Source organism: Halanaerobium kushneri (assembly GCF_900156285.1).
In the GTDB taxonomy this organism is placed as follows: Bacteria; Bacillota; Halanaerobiia; order Halanaerobiales; family Halanaerobiaceae; genus Halanaerobium; species Halanaerobium kushneri.
Window position 1 is genome coordinate 153,481 of the sequence record NZ_FTNC01000001.1, and the last position, 21,279, is coordinate 174,759.

A 21,279-nucleotide genomic window follows, 5' to 3' on the forward strand; every position below is an offset into this window, starting at 1 on the left:
ATAAATATTTTCTAAAAATCATTAAAAAGAAAGAGGGATCAGAATGAAAAAAATCATGATATTTACAGTCGTTTTAATAATTATCTCTTTAACTTTAAATGTTAATGCTCAAACTGTCACAGAAATAGAAATATCTGAGCTGGAAAGAAGCAGCAGAGAGTTAATCTTAAAACAGCTTCCCTATACAACCGGAGATATCTATGGTGAGCAAAAACTTATCCTATCCAGAAAAAGAATCTTTAATAGTGATTTATTTAATCCAATAACTTTTCAGCTTTCAGCTCAAGAAACAAAAAATAATAACTATAAAATATTCATTAATGCTGAAGACAGCGGCATCTTTATGATCCATCCCTGGGAGTTTGCAATTAGAAAGACAACAGGTCTGCTTGGAGAAAAATTTGAACAAAAAATACGAAACCCTCAGGGTAATGGATTAAGTTACTTATTTGCTCTAGACTGGAGTAATGATTCCTATCAGGACTATGGGCTTGAGTATCTTGGGAAAAAGGGCAGAATTTATAACTTTAATTACAGAAATTTTGATAGAGATTTAGAATTCAATCAGCAGGACTTTAAATCTAAAGGAGATTTTTATCAGTTTAGTCTAGAAAGCATCCCGACTGCAGAGATAAAAAATCAATACAGCCTTAAATTTCAGGAAAATGATTACCAAATAAATAACTTAATTCAAAAACAGCAGTACTTAATTCCTGTATATAATTTAAACTATGATAAAAGTTTCAACTTTGAGTTTGAGCTCAGCCGTGCATTTTCTTTAAATGACAATTATAATGATTTTAACAGTTTTAAACTCAATTTAAATAAAGAATTCAAGCTTAATAATAAATCAAGAATTATTGCTGATTTCAAAGGGGGATTCAGCTCAGATAACACCCCACTTAATTACCAATTTACTGCCGGAGGATTTAGTAAAATTGATGGTGGGATTCCTATTCGAGGACAGGACTATGAGTTTGCAGGAACAAAATATATTAAAAACACTCTGGAATATCACAGGATGCTCTGGAGGAGGGACTTATGGGGAGTTATTTTTATTGATAATGCTAAAATTGCAGCTGCGGATAAGGAATTTGGAGATCTCAGCTGGGAAAATGATGCTGGCTTAGGATTGATCTATTATACATTTTTAGGGCCGATTAGAGCAGATATTGCTTTTGATAATGGAAATAGTTCACCACAATTTAAGATTGGTTTTGGAAACTCATTCTAAATTAAATTAAAAGTGGTTGAAAAAAATGTTAAAATTAGAATCTGATAGATTAATTATTATAGTCCTTGATTTAAAAAACTTATTGGTACAAAATTAATAAAACTAATTAAAGTAGGTGATATCATGAAAAAACTGCTTTTAAAAAGCATAATTACAGCTGGATTATTTCTGATCTTTGTACTTTTATTAAACACAGCTGCCGCAGCTGAAGAGCAGGGGATAATTAAAGCCAAAGCTGCTGAACAGATAATTAAGGAAAAGTCTGAAAAAGTAATAGGGCTCATTGCTGCCAGGGATTTTAAGAAGCTTGCTGATTATGTGCACCCAGAAAAGGGACTGCGATTTACTCCCTACACTCACGTTAGGCCAGAAAAAGATATAAACTTGACTAAAGAACAGGTAAGCAATTTTTTTAAGATCAATAAAAATTATCTCTGGGGCTATTATGACGGCAGCGGTAAAGAAATAAGATTAACTCCAGAAGAATATTATCATCAATTTATTTATACTAATAATTTTATAAATGCAGAAAAAATTGGGTATAATGAAATATTAAGCAGTGGTAACATGATAGAAAATCAGTTTAAAGTATATGAAAAACCAATTATTGTTGAATATTATTTTCCAGGTTTTAAAGCAAAATTTGGAGGAATGGACTGGAAAAGTTTACGCCTGGTCTTTGAAAAATATAAAGATAATTGGAAATTAAGAGGGATTATCCATAATCAGTGGACTATATAAATAAATCAAATTTTATGAGGAGAATAATCTTGAAAATTATTAAATATGATAAATTTACAGATGATTTAAAAGATAAGCTATTAAATTATAATCAAGTTACCGGGTTAGTTGCAGTAGGTTCAATGTCTAAACAGAATCATCAGCCAGATGAATGGTCTGATCATGATTTTTTTGTAATTGTAAAAAGCGGTTATCAAAAAAAGTTTCGTGAAAATTTATCCTGGCTGCCTGATTTTGAAAATATCTTATTATCTTTTCAGGAAACTGAACATGGCTTAAAAGTTTTCTATAATAACGGCCATTTAATTGAATTTGCAGTATTTGATAAAGAAGAATTGTTCCTGGCAAAAATTAATTCTTATCGTATTTTAATTGATAAAGCAAATATCAAAAAGAATATAGAAAAAATCAAAGATAAAACAACTGTTCAAACTAGTTCATATATTGATAATGACCTTTTAATAAAACAGTTTATTACTAAACTAGTTGTTGGAATTGGTAGGTATAATCGTGGTGAAATAATTAGTGGCCATCAATTTGTAAAGGTTTCTGCTCTAAATAAGTTATTACTTTTAATCGAGAAAAATACTGCTTTCACTAAAGATAAACTGCTTGACAATCTCGATCCATTGAGGAGATTTGAATTTGTATATCCAGAATTAGGATCAGAAATAAATAATCTTTTACTTAACCAATACCTAAAGCAGCGAAAGAACTATTAAATATATTAAAAAGAGAATTACCGAATGAAATTAAAACAAAACATAAAAAATCTATTAATATTGTCCTGGAAAAATACTTGAAATAGTTTCCGCTTAACATATTTTAATAACCATTTATTTTAATGTTTGGATTCTGAAAGCAATTACCTAGAAGTATTTTCTTAAGTCTTAAAAATGAACTGATAATATAAAGAATGAAACTTGATTTAGCAAGGAGAATTTAAATGAAATTAAAAAAACTAAATAAAAATGATTATCAAGAAATGAAAAATATTTTTTTAGATGTCTTTTCTCATAAACCCTGGTTTGATAAGTGGGAAGATGAAAAACAGCTGGAAAAATATCTGCATCAACTCACAGATAATAATAATTCACTCTCCCTACTTTTAGTAGATGATCAGGATGAAATTATTGGTGCCTCTCTGGGCTATACTTTTAGCTGGTGGCAGGGAGATGAATATTATATAAAAGAATTTTTTATAAAAAGAATGAGGCAGAATGAAGGACTGGGAAGTAAATTTATTGAAAAAATAAATAATCATTTGAAAGATAAAGATTTTAAATATATCATATTAAATACTGATAAAGACACTCCAGCCTATCATTTTTATCAAAAAAATGGTTTTCAGCTTGAAGAAAAAAGTGTTTTTATGAGCAAAATAATTGACTAATATTTAAATAAAGGAGTTTTTAGATGCAGCAGATAAACAATCCATTTTTAGAAAATATGAGACCAACTGATAATACATCCTTAAACAGATTACGGGTTATTGATATACCAGATATTCCAGTTGATCCTGAAGTCAAAGGCAAAAGAGGTTTAAGGCTCATGTCAGCTGATAACTTAATTAAAGAAATTAAAAAAGAAAGTAAATATCTTGATTTAGATTTAGAAAGTATTGCAGATGTAAAACTGCCAGTCTATTTAAATAAAGCCCTGGAGTCAGAAGAACTGAAAGTCAGGCTGACTGCAGAAAACATTGCCCGACGCTTAGGAAGAAATTTAGCCTTTATCTTACTCACTTTAAAAAGAGGTGATCAGGTTAATAAAGACGCCAGACCGGACTGGGGAGATGAGCACTGGGATTACTGGCAGCAGGTTGAAAATATTATTTTTGCTGGAGGATTATGCAACAGCATTTTAGGCCAGAGATTAAAGTACTATATCGATAAAATATTTAGAGAAGCTGAAACACCACAGTATAATATAAAAATTGCTGAAAACCCTTCTTTAATCCCCATGATCGGAGCTGCCAGACACGCACCAGAGAAATGCAGCAGATTATTAGTTTTTGACTTCGGTCAAACCTTAATTAAGCGCGGTTTAGCAGTTTTTAAAGAAGAGAAGTTAAAAGAAATTATTCAGTTTAACAGTTTGGAATCTGAACATGTTGGGGAAATAGAATTTAAAAATAAAAGTGAAGAAAAAATGGAAGCAGTTAAGTTAAAAAATCATATAATTAAAATCATAAGTGAGACCTGGAAAGAAATAGAAAGTGAATATAAAAACCCCTGCTCTAACATTTCAGTGAGTATAGCTAATGATTTGATTGACGATAAGTTTTTTGGAGGGGGTTATGGTAAATTAGGATTATTATCGGATAATCTGCAGGAAGAGATAGAAGCTGAAGTAAGCAGTCTGATTGATAGAGAGATAGAGATTTCCTTTATCCATGACGGGACTGCTGCTGCAGATGCCTATGCTGAAACAGATAATTCTGTGATGTTAAGTTTTGGTACTGCTATCGGGGTTGGCTTTCCGATTGAAAAACCAGGATTGAGATCAGTCTCAGCTGATTTATTATAGTTTTAATCTTGACTTAGACTTGTAAAACAGCAATCCCATTTATTTTAGTGAAAGCAGGGATGAAAATGGAAAATGGCAGTTTATTTAGATTCTGGATTTATAAAAAGAGCAGTAATCAGCTTATCAGCAGAGCGAATATAGATTAGAAAGCAGAGAAAAGTTAATGGAATACGGAGATTTAATGCTTAAATACACACTGCTCCATTCTGATGTGAAATCTAAACCCAGGCTGAAAGAGTGCTTAATTAGAAGTGAAAAGAGATTAAACTCATTTATCAGAAATTAAAAGGGAGTGATTATATTGGAATCAAAACTTATATTAGTTGAGGGGATTCCGGGAGCGGGCAAAACAAGTACCGCTGGAGGTCAATAAATGAAGAGAAAAAGACTGAGAGAGTTGGGTTTTAAAATTGGTAAAATAATTATGCATTTTTCTGAAATTTGAGATATAATTTACTTAGAGAAAGAAATTAGATATCTTAAGCCTTTTCTGAAGTTGATCAGGGATTTTATTTTATTAAATTTTTAATTTATATTGTTAGAGGTCAATAAGGAGAGGATTGAAATGAGGAAAAATGCTGTTGAAGAAGAAGTATGCTGTCCGCGCTTTGATCACGAAAAATGGGATGGAAAACTATTCGAATGGGAAGATAAGAATTTTGTTAAAGATAAAGTTCACACTGCTTTCCATATGCCAATTCGCTTTGGAGCAGTGATGAAAAAACTGGATCAGAAAATTACTGAGGCTGGAGCAGAAATTGAAGATAATCTTTGTCTTTCTAATCATACTTCCAGATGGAATATGGATCTCTATCTAGCAGTCGACAGAAAAATTCCGGGCATGAAAAATGTTTCTTTATCTGGTAAATTTCTCTGCAAAGTATATGAGGGAGATTATAAAGAAACTGAGAAATGGTGTAATGACTTCGAAAAATTTGCAGTTAATAAAGGCTATACTATAGAAGACTGGTATATGTGGTATACAACCTGTCCTAAATGTGCAAAAAAATATGGAGAAAATTATGTGGCAATTATTGCTAGAGTAATTTAGTAATAATCTTCAGCTGCAGAGATTAATATTTTATTCTTAATAATAATAGCTAAAGAAGAATAAAGCCTCACTAAGTTGAGGCTTTTCTTTAGTAAAAGCGGGAGTGATCGGATGCTAAAACTAAAAAATAAATGCTTTAAAATTATTTTTGAAAATCTAAAAGAAAAAGCAAGACCAATAGACAGAGAGCGTTTTAACTATCATTTTAATAATGCAGGGCCAGAAAAACTGCTTCGAGAAATAAAAAAGTATCAAAATGAGGATGGAGGTTTTGGTCAGGCTCTGGAGCCAGATTTCAGGCTGCCCCATTCAACACCAATGGCGACTTCAATTGCTTTAAGCTATCTAAAAAATCTTGATAATATTAAGCCAGCTCAAGCACTTATCAAAAGGACAATTTCTTATCTTGAAAAAAGTTTTAATCAAAGTAGAAATGGCTGGTATGCAGTCAGCAACGAAGTCAATAATTATCCCCACACACCCTGGTGGCATTATGATGAAGAAGCGAAGATGATAGTTATTGATAAAAACTGGGGTAATCCCTCAGCTGAACTGCTTGCCTATTTATACAGATATAAAGATTATAATAATTCAATTGATCTGAATCCACTAATTGATTATGCAGTTGAGCAGATTAGTGAAAAAGATAAATATGAATCAGAAAATGAAATTTACTGTTATTTAAAATTATATGAAGAAGTGGATTCTAAAACAAAGTCTAAATTAAAAGCAGCTATTACTGAGGGGATAGACGAAGTTATAGTTTATGAGCAGGAAAAGTGGGAAGAATATGTGCCGCTACCTCTTGATTTTGTTCCAGCACCAGAAAAGGAAAGCTTTGGTGTAAGTGAATCTAAAATCGAAGCTAACCTTGACTTTTATGTTGAATTGATTCAACAAAGCAAAAATACTCTTGTCAAACCACCCTGGGGAGACAGTTTTTATCAAACAGATCTTAAAGAAGCCTATCAGGAATGGCAGGGTAACTGGACCCTTAAAATCTTAATTGCTTTAGATAATTACGACAGAATAGAAAAGTAATCCTTACTCAATATTTTAAGAAAGAAATGAAAGATGTGAGTGGTTGATATCTATTAAATAAAAGTATAGTAAAGTGAGTGAGAATAATGGATAAACTATTATATCAAAAAACAAAAAATTATCTAAATTATTTTTGTGAGGAAGTTAAGGACCGTTCTGTCGGCAGTCCCGGCAACCGCAGGGCAACAAAGTTCTTTAATAATACACTTAGGGAGCTGAACTGGCAGACAGATATCCAAAAATTTGATGCCTTTGACTGGGAAAACGGAGGTGCTGTTTTAAAAAGCGCTTCTGAAAAATATGAAGTCTTTGTCAGCCCGTATTCCTTAGGCTGCAATCTAAAAGCTGAACTGGCTGCTGCCTCAAATATTAAAGAGCTCAAAAATGGCAATTTTGTTGATGAGATTCTGCTTTTACACGGTGATATTGCTAAAGAACAGTTAATGCCCAAGAATTTTGTTTTTTATAATCCAGAAGAGCATCAGCAAATTATTTCCTTATTAGAAAAGAGCGGGGTAAAGGCAGTCATTACAGCAACTGACAGGAATGCAGCCCTTGCTGGCGGAGTCTATCCATTTCCAATGATTGAAGATGGAGATTTTGATATTCCATCAGTCTATATGACAGCTGAAAATGGAAAAAAACTGCTCGCTCAGAAAGGGAAGGAAGTTTTACTTAAATCTAATTCAAAAAGAATTGCTGGCCCGGGCTATAATGTTATCGGAATCAAAGGGAAAAACGAATCTCAGCGAATAGTACTAACAGCTCATATAGATGCTAAAAAAGGCAGTCCCGGAGCTATAGATAATGCTACAGGTGCTGCAGTCTTATTAGTTCTGGCTGAACTTCTAAGAGATTATGATGGTGATAAAATGATTGAACTTGTTGCTTTTAATGGTGAAGATTATTATTCAGTACCAGGACAGATGGAATATATAAAAGCCAATCAGGATAATTTTGATAGTATTATATTGAATATCAATATTGATGGAGCGGCTTATGAAGAAGGTAATACAGCTTTTTCCACTTATGATCTAAAAGCTTCACTGGAAAATAAAGTAGATGAGCTAATAAAAAATTATCCAGGAATCGTTAGGGGCAGCAAATGGGCTCAGGGGGACCACAGTATCTTTCTGCAGTATGGTGTGTCCGCAGTAGCTATTTCTTCCAGTTGGTTTATTGATAATCTTGAAACTCAGCAGATAACACACACTAAAAAAGACAATTTAGAAATTGTTGATAATACTAAAATAATAGAAATTGCTGAAGCTTTAAATCAGTTTATCAGAAAAATATAATTTTATTAAGAAAGGAAAAAATAAAATGAAAGTTAAGCAGAGCAAAATCAAAATTATAAAATGGACGGCCAGAATAATGGCTCTGGGCTTATTGCTATTTTCTCTTCCCTTTTATTTTGGTTACGGTAACCCGGTTCCTTTTTTAAACCCTGATTATTCTTTTTTAGATAATCTCTGGCTGCTGATCTTCCCGCTAGTTTTTATTAGTCTTGCTCTAGGCTGGAAGTATGAAAAAATTGCCGGCTATCTGCTTATAATTTCTATTTCCACTGGTCTTCTGGCTACAGTTCTCATTGAAAATGAATTTATATTTGAAATGCTGATTCCACTTTTTATCGGTATTTTATATTTGATTACAGCTTTTAATAAAGAAAATGAAACTTAGACTATTTATCTTGAATTATTTTTGTTCTCAAATTATAATTATATTACTGGGAGGATATTAATGTATACTAAAAAAGATTTGATTAAGGACTTTCAAGAAATTGTTATAGACCCAAAAGGAACACTGCTCGTTCATTCTTCAATGAAAGCAATTGGTGAAGTTAAGGGAAGGGCGGATACTGTTATTGATGCCTTTATGGAGTATATGGAAAGTGGTTTATTAGTTTTTCCAACTCACAGCTGGAGTGAAGAAAATAATGAGGACGATATTTTTAATCCCAAAACTGAAAAATCCTGTGTCGGTATTTTGACAAATATTTTTAGAAAAAGAGAAGGGGTTTTAAGATCTCTACACCCAACTCACTCACTGGCAGCCTATGGTAAAGATGCAGAAGAGTTTATAAAAGGTGAGGAAAAAAGAAAAACTCCCTGCTCTAGAGAAGGAACCTATGGTAAACTTTATGATAGAAATGCACAGATCTTATTTTTGGGATGCACTTTAAAGAGCAATACCTTTATTCACGGAGTTGAAGAATGGAATCAGATCCCTAACCGCCTGGCTGATGATACCGTTGATTATAAAATAGTTTTGGCTGACCGAACAATTGAAGTACCGATTCATCCCCATCGGGCACCGGTCGAAGATGTTTCAAAAAATTATGATAAACTAACTGAAGGGTAAAATAGGTGATGCGACATCACCGTTACTAGAAAAAAAGATCTGTCAGACTATCTCTGTCAGGCAGAGGAAATGGCAGATTTAACTTCCAGCTTTCTTCAAAAAAATCCGGACCTTTTTCTCGATAATCAGCCTGTTCCTAAAGAATGGTATCAAAAATAAATAGATTAATATTTTTAGCAATAGGTTTCAACTACTGTAATTATGGAGAGTGATATTTTGCGTTTAAATCAGAAATTTTATCAAAAGGATGCAGTTCAGACAGCAAAAGACCTCTTAGGAAAAATTATTGTCAGAAAATACTATGGAAAAACCATTAAAGTTAAAATTGTAGAGACTGAAGCCTATTGTGGAGCAGAGGACAAAGCCTCTCATGCTTATAACAATAAAAAAACTAAACGTACAGCCCCAATGTTTAAAGAGGGCGGCCACTCCTATATTTATTTAATCTATGGCATGTATTACTGTTTTAACGTAGTGACAGCATCTGAAAATAATCCGCATGCTGTTTTAATCAGGGCAGTCGAACCTCTAACAGGAATAAAGCAGATTAAGGAAAACCGTCAGATTAAAAGCAGCAGAACTGAAGATTTAACAAATGGACCAGGAAAATTATCTCAGGCCTTAAAAATTAATAAAAGCCTTGACGGCTGCAGCTTAGTTGAAAACTCCTCTCTCTATATAATAGATGGCAGTGCTGAAAATTTTGAAATAAACAGCTCTCCCAGAGTCAATATTGATTATGCTGAAGAATATAAGGATAAAAAGTGGCGATTTTTTATCAAAAATAATAAATATATTTCAAAATCCTAACTTGATTATAAATTTCACATATTTGTGCAGGATAATTAAACTTTTTGTCTAATCTTTTTAATAAGCCCTAAAGATAATAGATAATAATTTTCTTAAGTTATAACTTTTTGTTTTTTATTAGGCAATTTTGAAAGGGGTTGATTTTAATGAAAATTATTGATGTGCTGAAACTGGATGAGAATGCTGAAATCTTAAATAAAAAAGAGCTTGAAAACATCAAAGAACTTCCCGCTGTCTTTATGTCTAAAAAAGATGAGAAAGCTTTTAAAAGTGGTGGCCAGTGGCTGGTTTTAGGTGAACTGCTGGAAATTGATAATCAGTATTTACTAAATCTACAGGATAAAGAAAATGAATTTACCTGGATCAAACTGCCGGATAATTATGTAGAAGAAGATTATATGGTTGATTATGAAGCTGAAGATCAGTGCCCCTTAGGAATTGATGTTTTAATTAAGGAAGACGGTTATCCGATTGGTGTTATACAGGGCTGTGACTCTGTTAAACAGGCTAAAGTAGATAACAATTTGGATGGACACAGATATAAGGGTGAATTAGGGTTAACACTCAATAGTCAGTATTTTTTAACTTTTAAAAAAGAGAATGAAGAATTTAAAGTTGTCAAAACAAATGTAGATTGGGATAGGGGTAAACATACAATTTAATAGAAAATAATACAATATTAAATCAGGGCTGTTTTAATGCAGCCCTTTTAAATGGAGGAGTCAGATTAATGGCAGAATTTGAAGATTTTATGAAACTTGATATTCGAGTAGGAAAAATAATCAGAGCTGAAAATTTTGATAAGGCTAATGATCCAGCTTATAAGCTGTGGCTTGATTTTGGAGAAGAAATTGGCAAAAAAAAATCCAGTGCTCAGATTACTGATTTATATAAGATAGAAGATTTATTAGAAAAACAGGTGTTGGCTGTGGTAAATTTTCCCCAAAAACAAATTGCAGATTTTATGTCAGAAGTACTGGTGCTTGGTGTTTACGGTCAGGAAGGCGTTGTTTTAATAGAACCAGAACAAAGGGTAAAACTTGGTTCACGTTTGGGATAATTTAAATCTGATAAGTTAATACATATATATTGATTTACCCAGAAAAAGCCAGAATTATGGTTGACACAAATACTTTTATCTGCTAAACTTTTATTAAATTCAAAAAATTTGAGATGGAGGCTGAGAGAATGAATAAGAAGAGTCGAGAAGAGAAGAGAGATGGTTTTTTTGGTGAATTTGGAGGCAGTATTGTTCCTCCAGAATTAGCAGATGTTTTAGAGGACCTAAAGAATGCATTTTATGAAATTAAGGATGATAAAGAATTTAGAGATGAACTTGCCTATCTTTTTAAAGACTATGTTGGCAAACCAAGCCCTTTATATTTTGCAGAAAACTTAACTAAGGAAGTTGGAGGAGCAAAGATCTATCTTAAACGTGAGGATCTTAATCACACTGGGGCTCACAAAATTAATAACTGTATTGGTCAGGCTTTACTTGCCCGAAAAATGGGTAAAAAAAGGATAATTGCAGAAACAGGTGCAGGACAGCATGGTGTTGCTACTGCTACTGCCTGTGCTTTGTTTGATATGGATTGCATTATCTATATGGGAGAAGTTGATACTAAACGTCAGGCTTTAAATGTCTTTAGAATGGAACTTTTAGGAGCGGAAGTTAAACCGGTCACTGCTGGAGATGGAACCCTAAAAGACGCTGTTGATGAGGCTTTAAAAGATTTTGTTGAACACGCTGATAATACTTTTTATATGCTTGGTTCTGCAGTTGGTCCTAATCCCTACCCAACAATGGTCAAAGAATTTCAGTCAATTATTGGTAAAGAAGCCAGAAAACAAATATTTGAAAAAGAAGGGAAACTACCTGACTATCTTGTAGCCTGTGTTGGTGGTGGAAGTAATGCTATCGGTTTATTTGCTCCTTTTGTAGAAGATGAAGAAGTAAATATTCTAGGGATTGAACCAGGAGGTACTGGTGACAAGCCAGGACAAAACGCTGCTCCATTAACTTATGGTAAACCTGGGGAACTACACGGCTTTAAAAGTTATGTTCTTTATGATGATCAGGATGAAAATGTTATATCTCATACACATTCAATTGCAGCTGGCCTTGATTATCCGGGGGTTGGTCCGGAACACAGTTATCTTAAAGATTCTGGTAGAGCTAAATATACAACAGCTTCTGATCAGGAAGCACTTGATGCTTTCCACTTATTATCAGAAAAAGAAGGAATTATCCCTGCGTTAGAGAGTGCTCATGCAGTAGCCGGGGGAATGAAAGTTGCTGCTGATTTAAATGAAGATCAGATTGTGATTATTAATCTTTCCGGACGCGGAGATAAGGATGTAGCTCAAATTAAGGAATTACATGAAAATGGAAAATTAAAATAATAATAAAATTTTAAAAATCAATAAATATAGGCTGAATATTTCTTTTTAAGTTATATTCAGCTTTTTTGTATCATAATTTTCATATAAAATTTAAAAAGAGGTGTTAAAATTGAAAAAAGTGGATTTTAGTCAGGTTTTAAATGACTATAATAAGATACTGCCTAAAGGAGTATTTTTGACAACTAAAAATGATGGAGAAATTAACACAATGACAATGGGGTGGGGAACTGCTGGCTTTATCTGGAATCAAAATATTTTGATGGCTCCGGTTAGAAAGTCACGCCACACTCATCAACTTATAGAAAATAGTGATTATTTTACAGTCAGCGTTCCACTAAACGGACAGCTAAAAAAAGAGCTTCAATTTTGTGGAACTAAGTCAGGGAGAGATTATGATAAAATTAAAGAATTAGATTTAGAACTGGCAGAGGTTAAAGAAGCTGAAGTTCCGATTATCAAAGGTAATGATCTGCATTTTATCTGTAAGATTAAATATCAACAGGATATGTTGAAGGAAAAACTAGATCAGGATATTTTAGATAAGAAATATCCTGATAAGGATATGCATACTTTTTATTACGGAGAAGTTGTGGCAGTTTATAAAGAAGAATAAAATTTAAAAAAGCAGAGGCTCTAGAAGCAAAAAGTTTTCGCTGGGATGGGGATTTGATCAGCTTTTTAATTTATGAGGCTTTAGTAAAAGTGGAGATTATAGATAAAATTTACTGATTTAAGCTCATTTTAGCGGAAATTTCTTTTTTAAAGTAAAAACTTCGTAAAATTATGATTTTACGAAGTTTAATTATAGTGCTTTATATTTATTAAAAATATCCAGAATTATTATATTAAATTAATTCATCTTATTTATCCCATATCTTAAGTTTACTTAGGTTTTTGGGATACCAAAAAATATAAAAACCGGATACTTGAAAAAATATTCAGGTACCCGGCACCAATCTTAAACTTCTAATTGCTCAAAGTTTTCTTTTAAATGAGCGGCTGACTCTTTAAAAGCTTTTTCTTCTTTTTTAGAAAGCGGCAGCTCTAGAACTCTATCAATTCCATTTGAATTAATGATTGTAGGTAAACTTAAACTTATATCTTCAATTCCATAATAAGATTCCATTAAACTAGAAACTGTCAGTACTGCATTTTCATCTCTTAAAATTGAGCGCGCTATTCTAGCAACTGCCAGTGCTACTGCATAAAATGTAGCTCCCTTTTTTTCAATAATTTCATAAGCAGCATTTTTGACCTGACTGCTTATCTGTTCTAAATCATCTCCACCACAAGCTTTGCTGCAAATTGGACAATACTGACTTATAGGAGTTCCTGCTATATTAGTCAAACTCCAGACAGGAACTTCACTGTCACCATGTTCTCCAATTATATAACCATGAACATTACTTGCTGCTACTCCACAATTTTTACTGAGTAAAGATCTAAATCTTGAACTATCAAGAACTGTTCCTGATCCAATAACCCTATTTGCCGGAAAATTAGAAAGTCTATAGGTTAAATAGGTCAGAATATCTACAGGATTGGTTACAACAAGTAATATTCCATCCTTATTATATTCAGTTATTGAAGAAACTATATTTTTAAAAATACCTGTATTCTTTTTTATTAAATCAAGTCTTGTTTCACCTGGCTTTTGTGCAGCTCCTGCAGTAATTATAATTAACTTAGCATCTGCAAGATCACTGTAATCTCCGGCATAAATATCAACCGGATTAACAAAAGAGGCTCCATGTCTTAAATCCATAGCCTCTCCTTCAGCCTTATCTTTATTTACATCAATTAAAACTATTTCTGAGCCAATGCCCTGGACCATTAAAGCATAAGCCGTTGTTGCTCCAACTCCACCTGCTCCAATGACGGCGATCTTATTCGGATTTAAATTCTTATTCATCTTATATCACCTCTAGAAAAATAGTATATTTATCAATCTTATAGTATCCTTATTAAGTATACCACTTTAAATAGAAATTAAAGGTAAAATAATTTATATTTTAAAATGATAAGAACCCAAAATAGTTTCAAATTATAAAACTATTTCATTATTCTTTTGATATTCCTGATAACGCCTGTGAACAGTAGATTTAGAAACATCATAACCAAGCCCCCTCAGTGTTGCTGCAATATCTTTAAAAGTAAGATCTAATTTTCTGAGCCGTATTATTTCTTTTAAAGGAATTTCTTTGCGATCGCGTCCTCCTTGATCTATATTTTTTAAATTATCTGATGGATTAAATTTCCCTTCTGCTATCTTATTTTTCATTGCTCTACTGATATTCTGATTTCTAAGTTCCTGTTGATAATTTTCTACTACTGATAAAATTTCTAAAATCATTTTTTCTAAGTCATTTAAAGCAATTGCACCTTTATCTGCAAGTGTATGTATTTCGGCTCCCATTTTTTCAACCTGGTGGATTATAGCCATTTTAGCATTTCCCCGACCAAGTCGACTGCTGTCTTGAACCAATAAAATTTCTACTTTTCTTTTTTTGATTAAATCTAAAACTTCTATAATACCCGGCCTGCTCTCATTAAAGCCACTTTCTTTTTCTTCTACAGTTTTGATGACTTTTAGTTCATTTTCCAGGGCATAACTTAAAAGTTCTTCCTTTTGACGCTTCAAACTTGTACTTTGACTTTCCTTTTGAGTGCTAACTCTAGTATAAATAATTGTTTTTTTCAATTTTGATCAACCTTTCTTAATATTAGTTAATTTTAAATTAGTATAATTAAATAGTGTGATTTATAATTAATTATAACAAAAAAATGATTGCAAAACAGTGATTTTACTGGTTTACAATCATTTTTAAAACAATAATATTTTTATTTTATTATCATAAAATTTACTTTAATGGTATTATTAATTCTTTTCCAGGAGTAATTATGGCAGAATCTATATTATTAATTTTTTTGATTTCATAAATCATTTTTCTTAAATCTACCTTACCAGTTTCATAATAGTGGGCAGCTATGGACCATAGAGACTCTCCAGGTTTAATCTCATGTCTGGTAAAATTACTGCTATTTTCTCCAAATCCAATTAGTGAAAAAATCAAAATCAACAACATGCTCAGCGAAAATATAACAACTGCTGCAGTTAAAAAGCTTTTTAAAACAGTTTTTTTCTTTTTATTTGTTGATTTAGCTCCCTGATAATTTAATGTATAAGAATTTAGACCGTTCATAAATAACCCCTCCTGTTATATTTTAAAACACCTGTACTAAACAACTGTTTGTTATTTATATTATAGCAGTACACATGTTCATTGTCAAGGGCTATTTGAACGATTGTTTGTCTATTTATTAATTTTATGTTATAATAGAAGAAACTAAGAATGGAGGAATAATTATGGAAGAACTATCTGAAAGACAACAAAGTATTTTACAATTTATTATAGATGAAATTAAATCCAAAGGTTATCCACCTTCTGTAAGAGAAATTGGCAAGGCTGTCGGACTTAAGTCTCCTGCTTCTGTTCACAGTCATTTAAAAACTTTAGAAAAACTGAATTATTTACGCAGAGACCCTTCTAAACCACGGGCGATTGAGGTAATTTATAATAATGGTCAGGAAGCTGCGACTGATAAAGAAATGATTAATATACCGGTTGTTGGTAAGGTTACAGCTGGTGCTCCTATTTTAGCTGAAGAAAATGTCGAAGATTATTTTCCTCTCCCATTAAGTTATTTAAAAGTAGGAAATAATGATTTATTTATGCTTAAAGTGAGTGGAGATAGTATGATTGAGGCAGGAATTCATGATGGAGATTATGTAATTGCAGAAAAGCAGAGTTATGCCGAAAACAACGAAATTGTAATTGCTCTTCTTGATGAAGAAGCAACTGTAAAACGTTTCTTTAAAGAAGATGATCATATTAGACTACAGCCTGAAAACCCAGCCTATGAACCAATTATTTCTACAGATGTTAAAATTCTTGGTAAAGTAACAGGTTTATTTAGAAAATTTGATTAAATATCTTATTTTTAAACATAAACAAAAAAACTAAGCAGCTTAATGCTTAGTTTTTAATTAAAAATTTATTAATTATTAAAATAAAAATGGAAAATTGAATATTTGTAAATTGAAATTACCCGCTGCTAGATAATTCTTTTATCCTGTCAGCGGCTTTTTTTATTAATTTAAAATCATGCCAGCTATACTTTTTCATTTTTTCATTTCTAAGTAAATAGGCAGGATGGAATGTTGGTAAAAAGTATATATCTCCTCTTTTAAACCATTTGCCTCTTACCTTAGTAATTGACTTACCTGGATTAATTAAGTATTTGGTTGCCGTTGAACCAAGAGTCACGATAACCTTTGGTTTGATAAGTTCAATTTCAGCTCTGAGAATGGAAACACAAGCCTCAAATTCATTTTGATGGGGAACTCTATTGCCCGGAGGACGACATTTTATTACATTAGTAATATAAAGTTCTTCTCTCTTTAAATTAACAGCCTGCAAAATCTTATCCATTAATTTACCTGCTCGTCCCACAAATGGTCTGCCTAAACGATCTTCATTTGCCCCGGGCCCCTCGCCTATTAACATAATTCTGTTATTGATATTTCCTTCACCCATTACAACTCCCTTTGCCTCTGACCGAAGTTGACAGCGGTGACATTTTAGGGCTTCTGCTTTCAATTTCTGGTAATTACCATTGGGATAACTAAATAATTGTTGAATTTTAAAATTGCCCTGCTGGTCAAATAACATCAAATTCCTCCTGCAATAAATTATAATTATTCTGCAAAGTCTTGATACTCTTCACTGGCCAGAGCCTTAAATAAATTTCTGGCACTTGCAGCTTCAATAACAGCTCTAAAATAATTACCATTTTCATAATAAGCATAGCCTTTAATTAGATGAGAATACTCATTTTCTTCCATTGAAAGTGCCTGATCAGCATAATTATGCGCTTTATCAAATTCATTAATTTCAACCAGAGCAGCCGCGGCATGATTTAAAGCCCATAAGTTTTCTGGATCAATTTTGAAAATATATTCAAACAGTGAAACAGCTTCTCCATAATTTTTATTTATTACTTTGCTAAAAGCAGCATAATTTAAAAGCAATAAATTATCATAATCTAAATAATTTTCCCAATCAGCTAAATATGGAGAAACAGCAGTGTTAAATTCTTTACGACTTACACTGCTGCCAAAAACATCTATAATATCATATGCTTTTTTTATCTCTCCAGTATTAGCATAGGCTACTGCCAGGGTATAATTTAACAAAATATTACTCTGGTTTTGTTCGAGCTGTTGTTGAGTAGCTCTGATCAACTCTTCCCAGTTATATTTTGACTCAGCCGCTGCATTTGTGGTCAGAAATATTATTATTAATGAAATTATTATTAAAATAAACAACTTTTTTTTCAAGAATAAATCAGCTTCCTTTATTTCTAGATTATTACTAAATTTATTAGTCAAATTACCTCTTAGTCAATCTATTCCTCTTCTAAATCAAGAAGACCGCTTATTTTTTCAACTGGAGCAATAGTAGAAATTGCATGCTTATAGATCATCTGGTCCCGCTCATCACTTCTCAAGATAACTGTAAAGTTATCATAGGCTGTAATTCTTCCCTTTAACTGATAACCATTAACAAAGTAAACAATAACCTCGATGTCCTTTTCGTGAACACGCTTTAAAATGTGGTCCTGATAATTAATATTGTTATTACTCATCTCTGCAGCCCCCTTTTATATTTTTAAAAGCTTCCTATATTATAAATTCAATATTATTTTGAAAATTCCTGCAAAGATAAATAAATATTGTTTATTATTTATTATCAGCTAATTCTTGAAAATATGAATTGCCACTACCAAAGTAAGATTTTAACTGGTAATAAATATCATTGGGAGATCGAACCCCAAACCCAGTATAAACCGCCTCACCATCTTTAAAAACTTTGGATACCGGAACTGAATTAATTCCATACCGTTCAAATATCTCAGGAGCATCAGCTAACTTTAATTGATATAGCTCCAGCTGTGGAAAAGAATCAATAACTTTATTTATATTTTTTTCTGCAATCTGACAGTAACCACAGCTGTCATTTGAAAAAAGCACAAAAAATGCATCTTTTTCTTCTAAAAGACGGTCAAATTCTTCTCCATTAGAAATCAATCTTGTTTCTTTTTTGGTATTCTTGCTCATAATCTTTTTCTCCTTTAATTAATTTTAGCATTGTTTTTAAAATATCTTCACGTTCTTCTCTTTCAATATTAAAAACTATTAAATTTTCTTCTTTACGCAGCCAGGTGAGCTGTCTTTTGGCAAAATGTCTGCTTCTTTTTTTAATTTCATAAACAGCTTTATCCAGACTTATTTCACCATTCAGATGAGATATTAACTCCTTATATCCCAGGGCCTGTAGGGCAGTATCACTTAAATTTTCATAGTTTTTTAGAAGAGACTTAACCTCTTCTAAAAGCCCATCTGTCATCATAAGTTCAACCCGCTGATTTATTCTCTGGTATAAGTTCTCTCGACTTCTAATCAGAGCAAACTTGTAAGCACTGTAACGTGGCGGCCGCTGCTCCTGTTTTTCTTTATAAAAGCTTTTCGTTTTACCGGTCTGCTCATATATCTCAATTGCTCTAATTACCCGCCTCAAATCATTGGGATGAAGTTTTGCAGCTGTTTTTGGATCTCTTTCTGCAAGGATTTGATGTACTCTTTCAGTTCCCTGATCTTCTGCCATTTTTTCTAATCCATCTCGTAGCTGATAATCAGGTTCTATGTCTGGCAGCATAAACCCTTCCAGTAAAGCCCTTAAATAAAGGTGAGTTCCTCCCACCAGCAGTGGCATTTTATTCCGGGCTTTAATTTCATTTATAATTAAATCACAGTCATCCTGAAATTGAGAAACTGAATAATCTGCTTCAGGGCTCAAAAAATCAATCAAATAATGTTTTACAAGCTTTCTTTCGGTTTCAGAAGCTTTTGCGGTACCAATATCCATCTGCTGATAAATCTGCATTGAATCTGCAGAAATTATTTCAGCATCAATTTTTTGAGCCAGTTTTAATGATAGTTCTGTTTTGCCAACTGCAGTTGGTCCTGTTAAAACTATTAAATCTTTCATTATCTACCAAGTCCTTTTTCTATTTCTTCTCGACTGATATTGATCATTATTGGTCGGCTGTGAGGGCAGCGATAGGGATTTTCAGTTTTGTATAAATCCTTAATCAACTGAACACTTTCTCTTTTGGTCAGTGGCTGTCCGGCTTTTATTGAAGATCTGCAGGCTAAATATTCGAGCATTGTATTTTGAATTTCTGCTGCAGATTTTGTTTTTCCTGCTTCTGCCAGCTCTGCAATCATCTCTTCTATAATATTTCTTGTTGACTTATTTTTCAGTAAAACAGGAACTTCCTGAATTAAAATAGTGTTATTTCCAAAATCACTAAAATCAATCCCAATTTCTCTAATTTGATCTTCATACTGTCTTACAATTTCTCGTTCTTCTGCTGAAAGCTCAATTTTCACAGGCAGCAGCAGTGATTGAGATGCTCTATCTTTTTGATTAAATTCGGTATAAAATTTTTCGTATAAAATTCTTTCCTGAGCATTATGCTGATCAACAATTTTTAAACCTTGATCAGTTTCAATCAAAAGATAACTGTTAAATATCTGCCCTAAAAACTTAAAATAGCTTTCTTCTGCTTCAACATTTTGCAGAGAAAATTCCTGATTTTCATTTTCTTCAATTATTTGGTTGAAATCAGATTTTTTTTCTGAAAGTTCTTCCTCATGCATACTACCATTACTGCTGTAATTAATATTTTTATTCAGATCCTTCTTTCTGTAATTTTTATTATTCTGCTTACTGGATTGATTCTTAGAAGTATAATTATTACTCTTATTTGATTTTTGAGGCCTAAAATTATTTGTTGAAGATTTATTCTCAAAATTAGATCCATCATTATTCTGCTTACTAGAATCAGAATTACTTGCTCCAGATTTTTGACTGCTTTGATCCCGATTATCTTTAAACAGCCTCTCCCTGTCTGGAGTAGTTTCACCCTTAATCTCCTGATCTTTTTTATTTTTATTTTTATTCTTTTCTAGTTTTATTCTGGTAGTCGGATCATTCTCTTTTAGCGTTTTACGAACAGCTTTTTTTATCACATCAAAAATAATCTGACTGCGACTAAATTTAACCTCTCTTTTTGCCGGATGGACATTAACATCTACCAAAATTGGATTAACTTTAATAAAAAGAAAAACAATTGGTCTGCGACCTGGATCAATAAGTTTATTGTAAGCAGTTTCGACTGCTCGAGCAGTTAGATTGTTAAATATTGGTCTTCCATTAACAAAGAATAGTTCATGACTTCTACTGGAACGAGTTAGTTCAGGACGACAAAGATAGCCGCTTAGCTTAATATACCGATCTTCTACTTCAATTGGTATTAAATTATCAGCAATTTCACTTCCATATACAGCATAAATAGTGTCTTTTAGTTTGCCGTTACCAGGAGTTGACAAAATCTGTCTGCCATCATGGAAGAGTTTAAAACTTAAATTACTGTTAGCAGTAGCCTCTGCACTAACAATTTTACTAATATGTGAAAACTCAGTTGTTGTGGTTTTTAAATATTTGTAACGGGCAGGAGTATTATAAAATAAATCTCTAACAGTTATTTCTGTACCGACTGTTGATCCAATCGGTTTTTTATTAATTACTTCTCCACCTTTTATTTTGATTTTTTCAGCCTGATCACTGTCCTGATGACGGCTGATCATTTCAACCTCTGCTACAGAAGCAATGCTTGCCAGGGCCTCACCTCTAAAGCCCAGGCTGTATAGTGAATAAAGATCATCAATATCTTCAATTTTACTGGTTGCATAGCGATTAAAAGCTGATTCAATATCATCAACTTGAATCCCGTGACCATCATCTTTAACTTTAATCAGCTCGCGACCACCATCTTCAATTTTAATTTCAATATTTTCAGCTCCTGCATCAATTGAGTTCTCAATTAATTCTTTAACTATGGAAGCGGGTCTTTCTATAACCTCTCCCGCAGATATTTGATTTGCAACATTTTGGGGAAGCTGTTTTATAATTCCCAT

The 21,279-nt window shown here is 32.4% G+C and carries 25 protein-coding genes; 16 read left to right on the plus strand and 9 right to left on the minus strand.

Annotated features, from left to right (window positions below; all coding sequences use genetic code 11):
- Positions 1 to 43 precede the first annotated feature (43 nt).
- From BW929_RS00705 to BW929_RS00775, 15 genes are all read left to right on the plus strand, one after another.
- Positions 44 to 1,234 (plus strand): BamA/TamA family outer membrane protein, encoded by a 1,191-nt coding sequence (locus BW929_RS00705; protein WP_076543444.1) that lies wholly within the window; start codon positions 44 to 46, stop codon positions 1,232 to 1,234.
- 123 nt (positions 1,235 to 1,357) lie between these two features.
- Positions 1,358 to 1,975, plus strand: coding sequence for a hypothetical protein (locus BW929_RS00710; protein ID WP_076543445.1), 618 nt, complete (start codon positions 1,358 to 1,360; stop codon positions 1,973 to 1,975).
- A gap of 29 nt (positions 1,976 to 2,004) precedes the next feature.
- Complete coding sequence (locus BW929_RS00715; protein ID WP_076543446.1) at positions 2,005 to 2,697, plus strand: aminoglycoside 6-adenylyltransferase; 693 nt, start codon at positions 2,005 to 2,007, stop codon at positions 2,695 to 2,697.
- Between the two features lie 224 nt (positions 2,698 to 2,921).
- Positions 2,922 to 3,368 carry a GNAT family N-acetyltransferase gene (locus BW929_RS00720; RefSeq protein WP_076543447.1) on the plus strand — a complete coding sequence of 149 codons (447 nt, stop codon included), beginning with the start codon at positions 2,922 to 2,924 and terminating at the stop codon, positions 3,366 to 3,368.
- A 23-nt stretch (positions 3,369 to 3,391) separates the two neighbouring features.
- The gene (locus BW929_RS00725; protein WP_076543448.1) at positions 3,392 to 4,504 is read left to right on the plus strand and encodes a hypothetical protein; all 1,113 of its coding nucleotides are present in this window, start codon (positions 3,392 to 3,394) and stop codon (positions 4,502 to 4,504) included.
- A 565-nt stretch (positions 4,505 to 5,069) separates the two neighbouring features.
- Positions 5,070 to 5,555: a hydrolase gene (locus BW929_RS00730; RefSeq protein ID WP_076543449.1), complete on the plus strand. Its 486-nt coding sequence runs from the start codon at positions 5,070 to 5,072 to the stop codon at positions 5,553 to 5,555.
- Positions 5,556 to 5,666: 111 nt separating this feature from the next.
- Positions 5,667 to 6,596 (plus strand): prenyltransferase/squalene oxidase repeat-containing protein, encoded by a 930-nt coding sequence (locus tag BW929_RS00735; protein WP_076543450.1) that lies wholly within the window; start codon positions 5,667 to 5,669, stop codon positions 6,594 to 6,596.
- 86 nt (positions 6,597 to 6,682) lie between these two features.
- Complete coding sequence (locus BW929_RS00740) at positions 6,683 to 7,894, plus strand: M28 family peptidase (RefSeq protein ID WP_076543451.1); 1,212 nt, start codon at positions 6,683 to 6,685, stop codon at positions 7,892 to 7,894.
- 25 nt (positions 7,895 to 7,919) lie between these two features.
- A complete protein-coding gene (locus BW929_RS00745) occupies positions 7,920 to 8,279 on the plus strand; it encodes a DUF7670 domain-containing protein (RefSeq protein ID WP_076543452.1) in 360 nt (119 codons plus the stop codon).
- A gap of 60 nt (positions 8,280 to 8,339) precedes the next feature.
- Positions 8,340 to 8,960, plus strand: coding sequence for an AAC(3) family N-acetyltransferase (locus BW929_RS00750; RefSeq protein ID WP_084566037.1), 621 nt, complete (start codon positions 8,340 to 8,342; stop codon positions 8,958 to 8,960).
- A gap of 201 nt (positions 8,961 to 9,161) precedes the next feature.
- Positions 9,162 to 9,770, plus strand: coding sequence for a DNA-3-methyladenine glycosylase (locus BW929_RS00755; protein WP_407645350.1), 609 nt, complete (start codon positions 9,162 to 9,164; stop codon positions 9,768 to 9,770).
- Positions 9,771 to 9,916: 146 nt separating this feature from the next.
- On the plus strand, positions 9,917 to 10,432 hold the full coding sequence (locus tag BW929_RS00760) for a hypothetical protein (protein ID WP_076543454.1): 516 nt from the start codon (positions 9,917 to 9,919) through the stop codon (positions 10,430 to 10,432).
- A gap of 68 nt (positions 10,433 to 10,500) precedes the next feature.
- Positions 10,501 to 10,830 carry a tRNA-binding protein gene (locus tag BW929_RS00765; RefSeq protein ID WP_076543455.1) on the plus strand — a complete coding sequence of 110 codons (330 nt, stop codon included), beginning with the start codon at positions 10,501 to 10,503 and terminating at the stop codon, positions 10,828 to 10,830.
- Between the two features lie 128 nt (positions 10,831 to 10,958).
- The gene (gene trpB, locus BW929_RS00770; RefSeq protein WP_076543456.1) at positions 10,959 to 12,173 is read left to right on the plus strand and encodes a tryptophan synthase subunit beta; all 1,215 of its coding nucleotides are present in this window, start codon (positions 10,959 to 10,961) and stop codon (positions 12,171 to 12,173) included.
- A gap of 118 nt (positions 12,174 to 12,291) precedes the next feature.
- The gene (locus BW929_RS00775) at positions 12,292 to 12,786 is read left to right on the plus strand and encodes a flavin reductase family protein (RefSeq protein ID WP_234978043.1); all 495 of its coding nucleotides are present in this window, start codon (positions 12,292 to 12,294) and stop codon (positions 12,784 to 12,786) included.
- 345 nt (positions 12,787 to 13,131) lie between these two features.
- Here BW929_RS00775 and BW929_RS00780 read toward each other — a convergent pair whose 3' ends face one another.
- The 3 genes from BW929_RS00780 to yneA form a co-directional block, all read right to left on the minus strand.
- Positions 13,132 to 14,085 (minus strand): L-lactate dehydrogenase, encoded by a 954-nt coding sequence (locus BW929_RS00780; RefSeq protein ID WP_076543458.1) that lies wholly within the window; start codon positions 14,083 to 14,085, stop codon positions 13,132 to 13,134.
- Between the two features lie 132 nt (positions 14,086 to 14,217).
- On the minus strand, positions 14,218 to 14,874 hold the full coding sequence (locus BW929_RS00785) for a YneB family resolvase-like protein (protein WP_076543459.1): 657 nt from the start codon (positions 14,872 to 14,874) through the stop codon (positions 14,218 to 14,220).
- A gap of 160 nt (positions 14,875 to 15,034) precedes the next feature.
- On the minus strand, positions 15,035 to 15,376 hold the full coding sequence (yneA, locus tag BW929_RS00790; protein ID WP_076543460.1) for a cell division suppressor protein YneA: 342 nt from the start codon (positions 15,374 to 15,376) through the stop codon (positions 15,035 to 15,037).
- Positions 15,377 to 15,540: 164 nt separating this feature from the next.
- On the opposite strand from yneA, the gene lexA reads away from it, so the two are divergent.
- The gene (lexA, locus tag BW929_RS00795; protein ID WP_076543461.1) at positions 15,541 to 16,164 is read left to right on the plus strand and encodes a transcriptional repressor LexA; all 624 of its coding nucleotides are present in this window, start codon (positions 15,541 to 15,543) and stop codon (positions 16,162 to 16,164) included.
- Between the two features lie 115 nt (positions 16,165 to 16,279).
- On the opposite strand, the gene BW929_RS00800 is transcribed toward lexA, so the two are convergent.
- The 6 genes from BW929_RS00800 to mutL form a co-directional block, all read right to left on the minus strand.
- The gene (locus tag BW929_RS00800) at positions 16,280 to 16,906 is read right to left on the minus strand and encodes a uracil-DNA glycosylase (protein WP_076543462.1); all 627 of its coding nucleotides are present in this window, start codon (positions 16,904 to 16,906) and stop codon (positions 16,280 to 16,282) included.
- A 26-nt stretch (positions 16,907 to 16,932) separates the two neighbouring features.
- A complete protein-coding gene (locus BW929_RS00805) occupies positions 16,933 to 17,625 on the minus strand; it encodes a tetratricopeptide repeat protein (protein ID WP_234978038.1) in 693 nt (230 codons plus the stop codon).
- A gap of 17 nt (positions 17,626 to 17,642) precedes the next feature.
- Complete coding sequence (hfq, locus tag BW929_RS00810) at positions 17,643 to 17,882, minus strand: RNA chaperone Hfq (RefSeq protein WP_076543463.1); 240 nt, start codon at positions 17,880 to 17,882, stop codon at positions 17,643 to 17,645.
- Between the two features lie 94 nt (positions 17,883 to 17,976).
- Positions 17,977 to 18,354, minus strand: coding sequence for a thioredoxin family protein (locus BW929_RS00815; protein ID WP_076543464.1), 378 nt, complete (start codon positions 18,352 to 18,354; stop codon positions 17,977 to 17,979).
- The gene (miaA, locus tag BW929_RS00820) at positions 18,314 to 19,285 is read right to left on the minus strand and encodes a tRNA (adenosine(37)-N6)-dimethylallyltransferase MiaA (RefSeq protein ID WP_076543465.1); all 972 of its coding nucleotides are present in this window, start codon (positions 19,283 to 19,285) and stop codon (positions 18,314 to 18,316) included. Before miaA ends, BW929_RS00815 begins: the two co-directional genes overlap by 41 nt.
- Positions 19,285 to 21,279, minus strand: coding sequence for a DNA mismatch repair endonuclease MutL (gene mutL / locus BW929_RS00825; protein WP_076543466.1), 1,995 nt, complete (start codon positions 21,277 to 21,279; stop codon positions 19,285 to 19,287). Before mutL ends, miaA begins: the two co-directional genes overlap by 1 nt.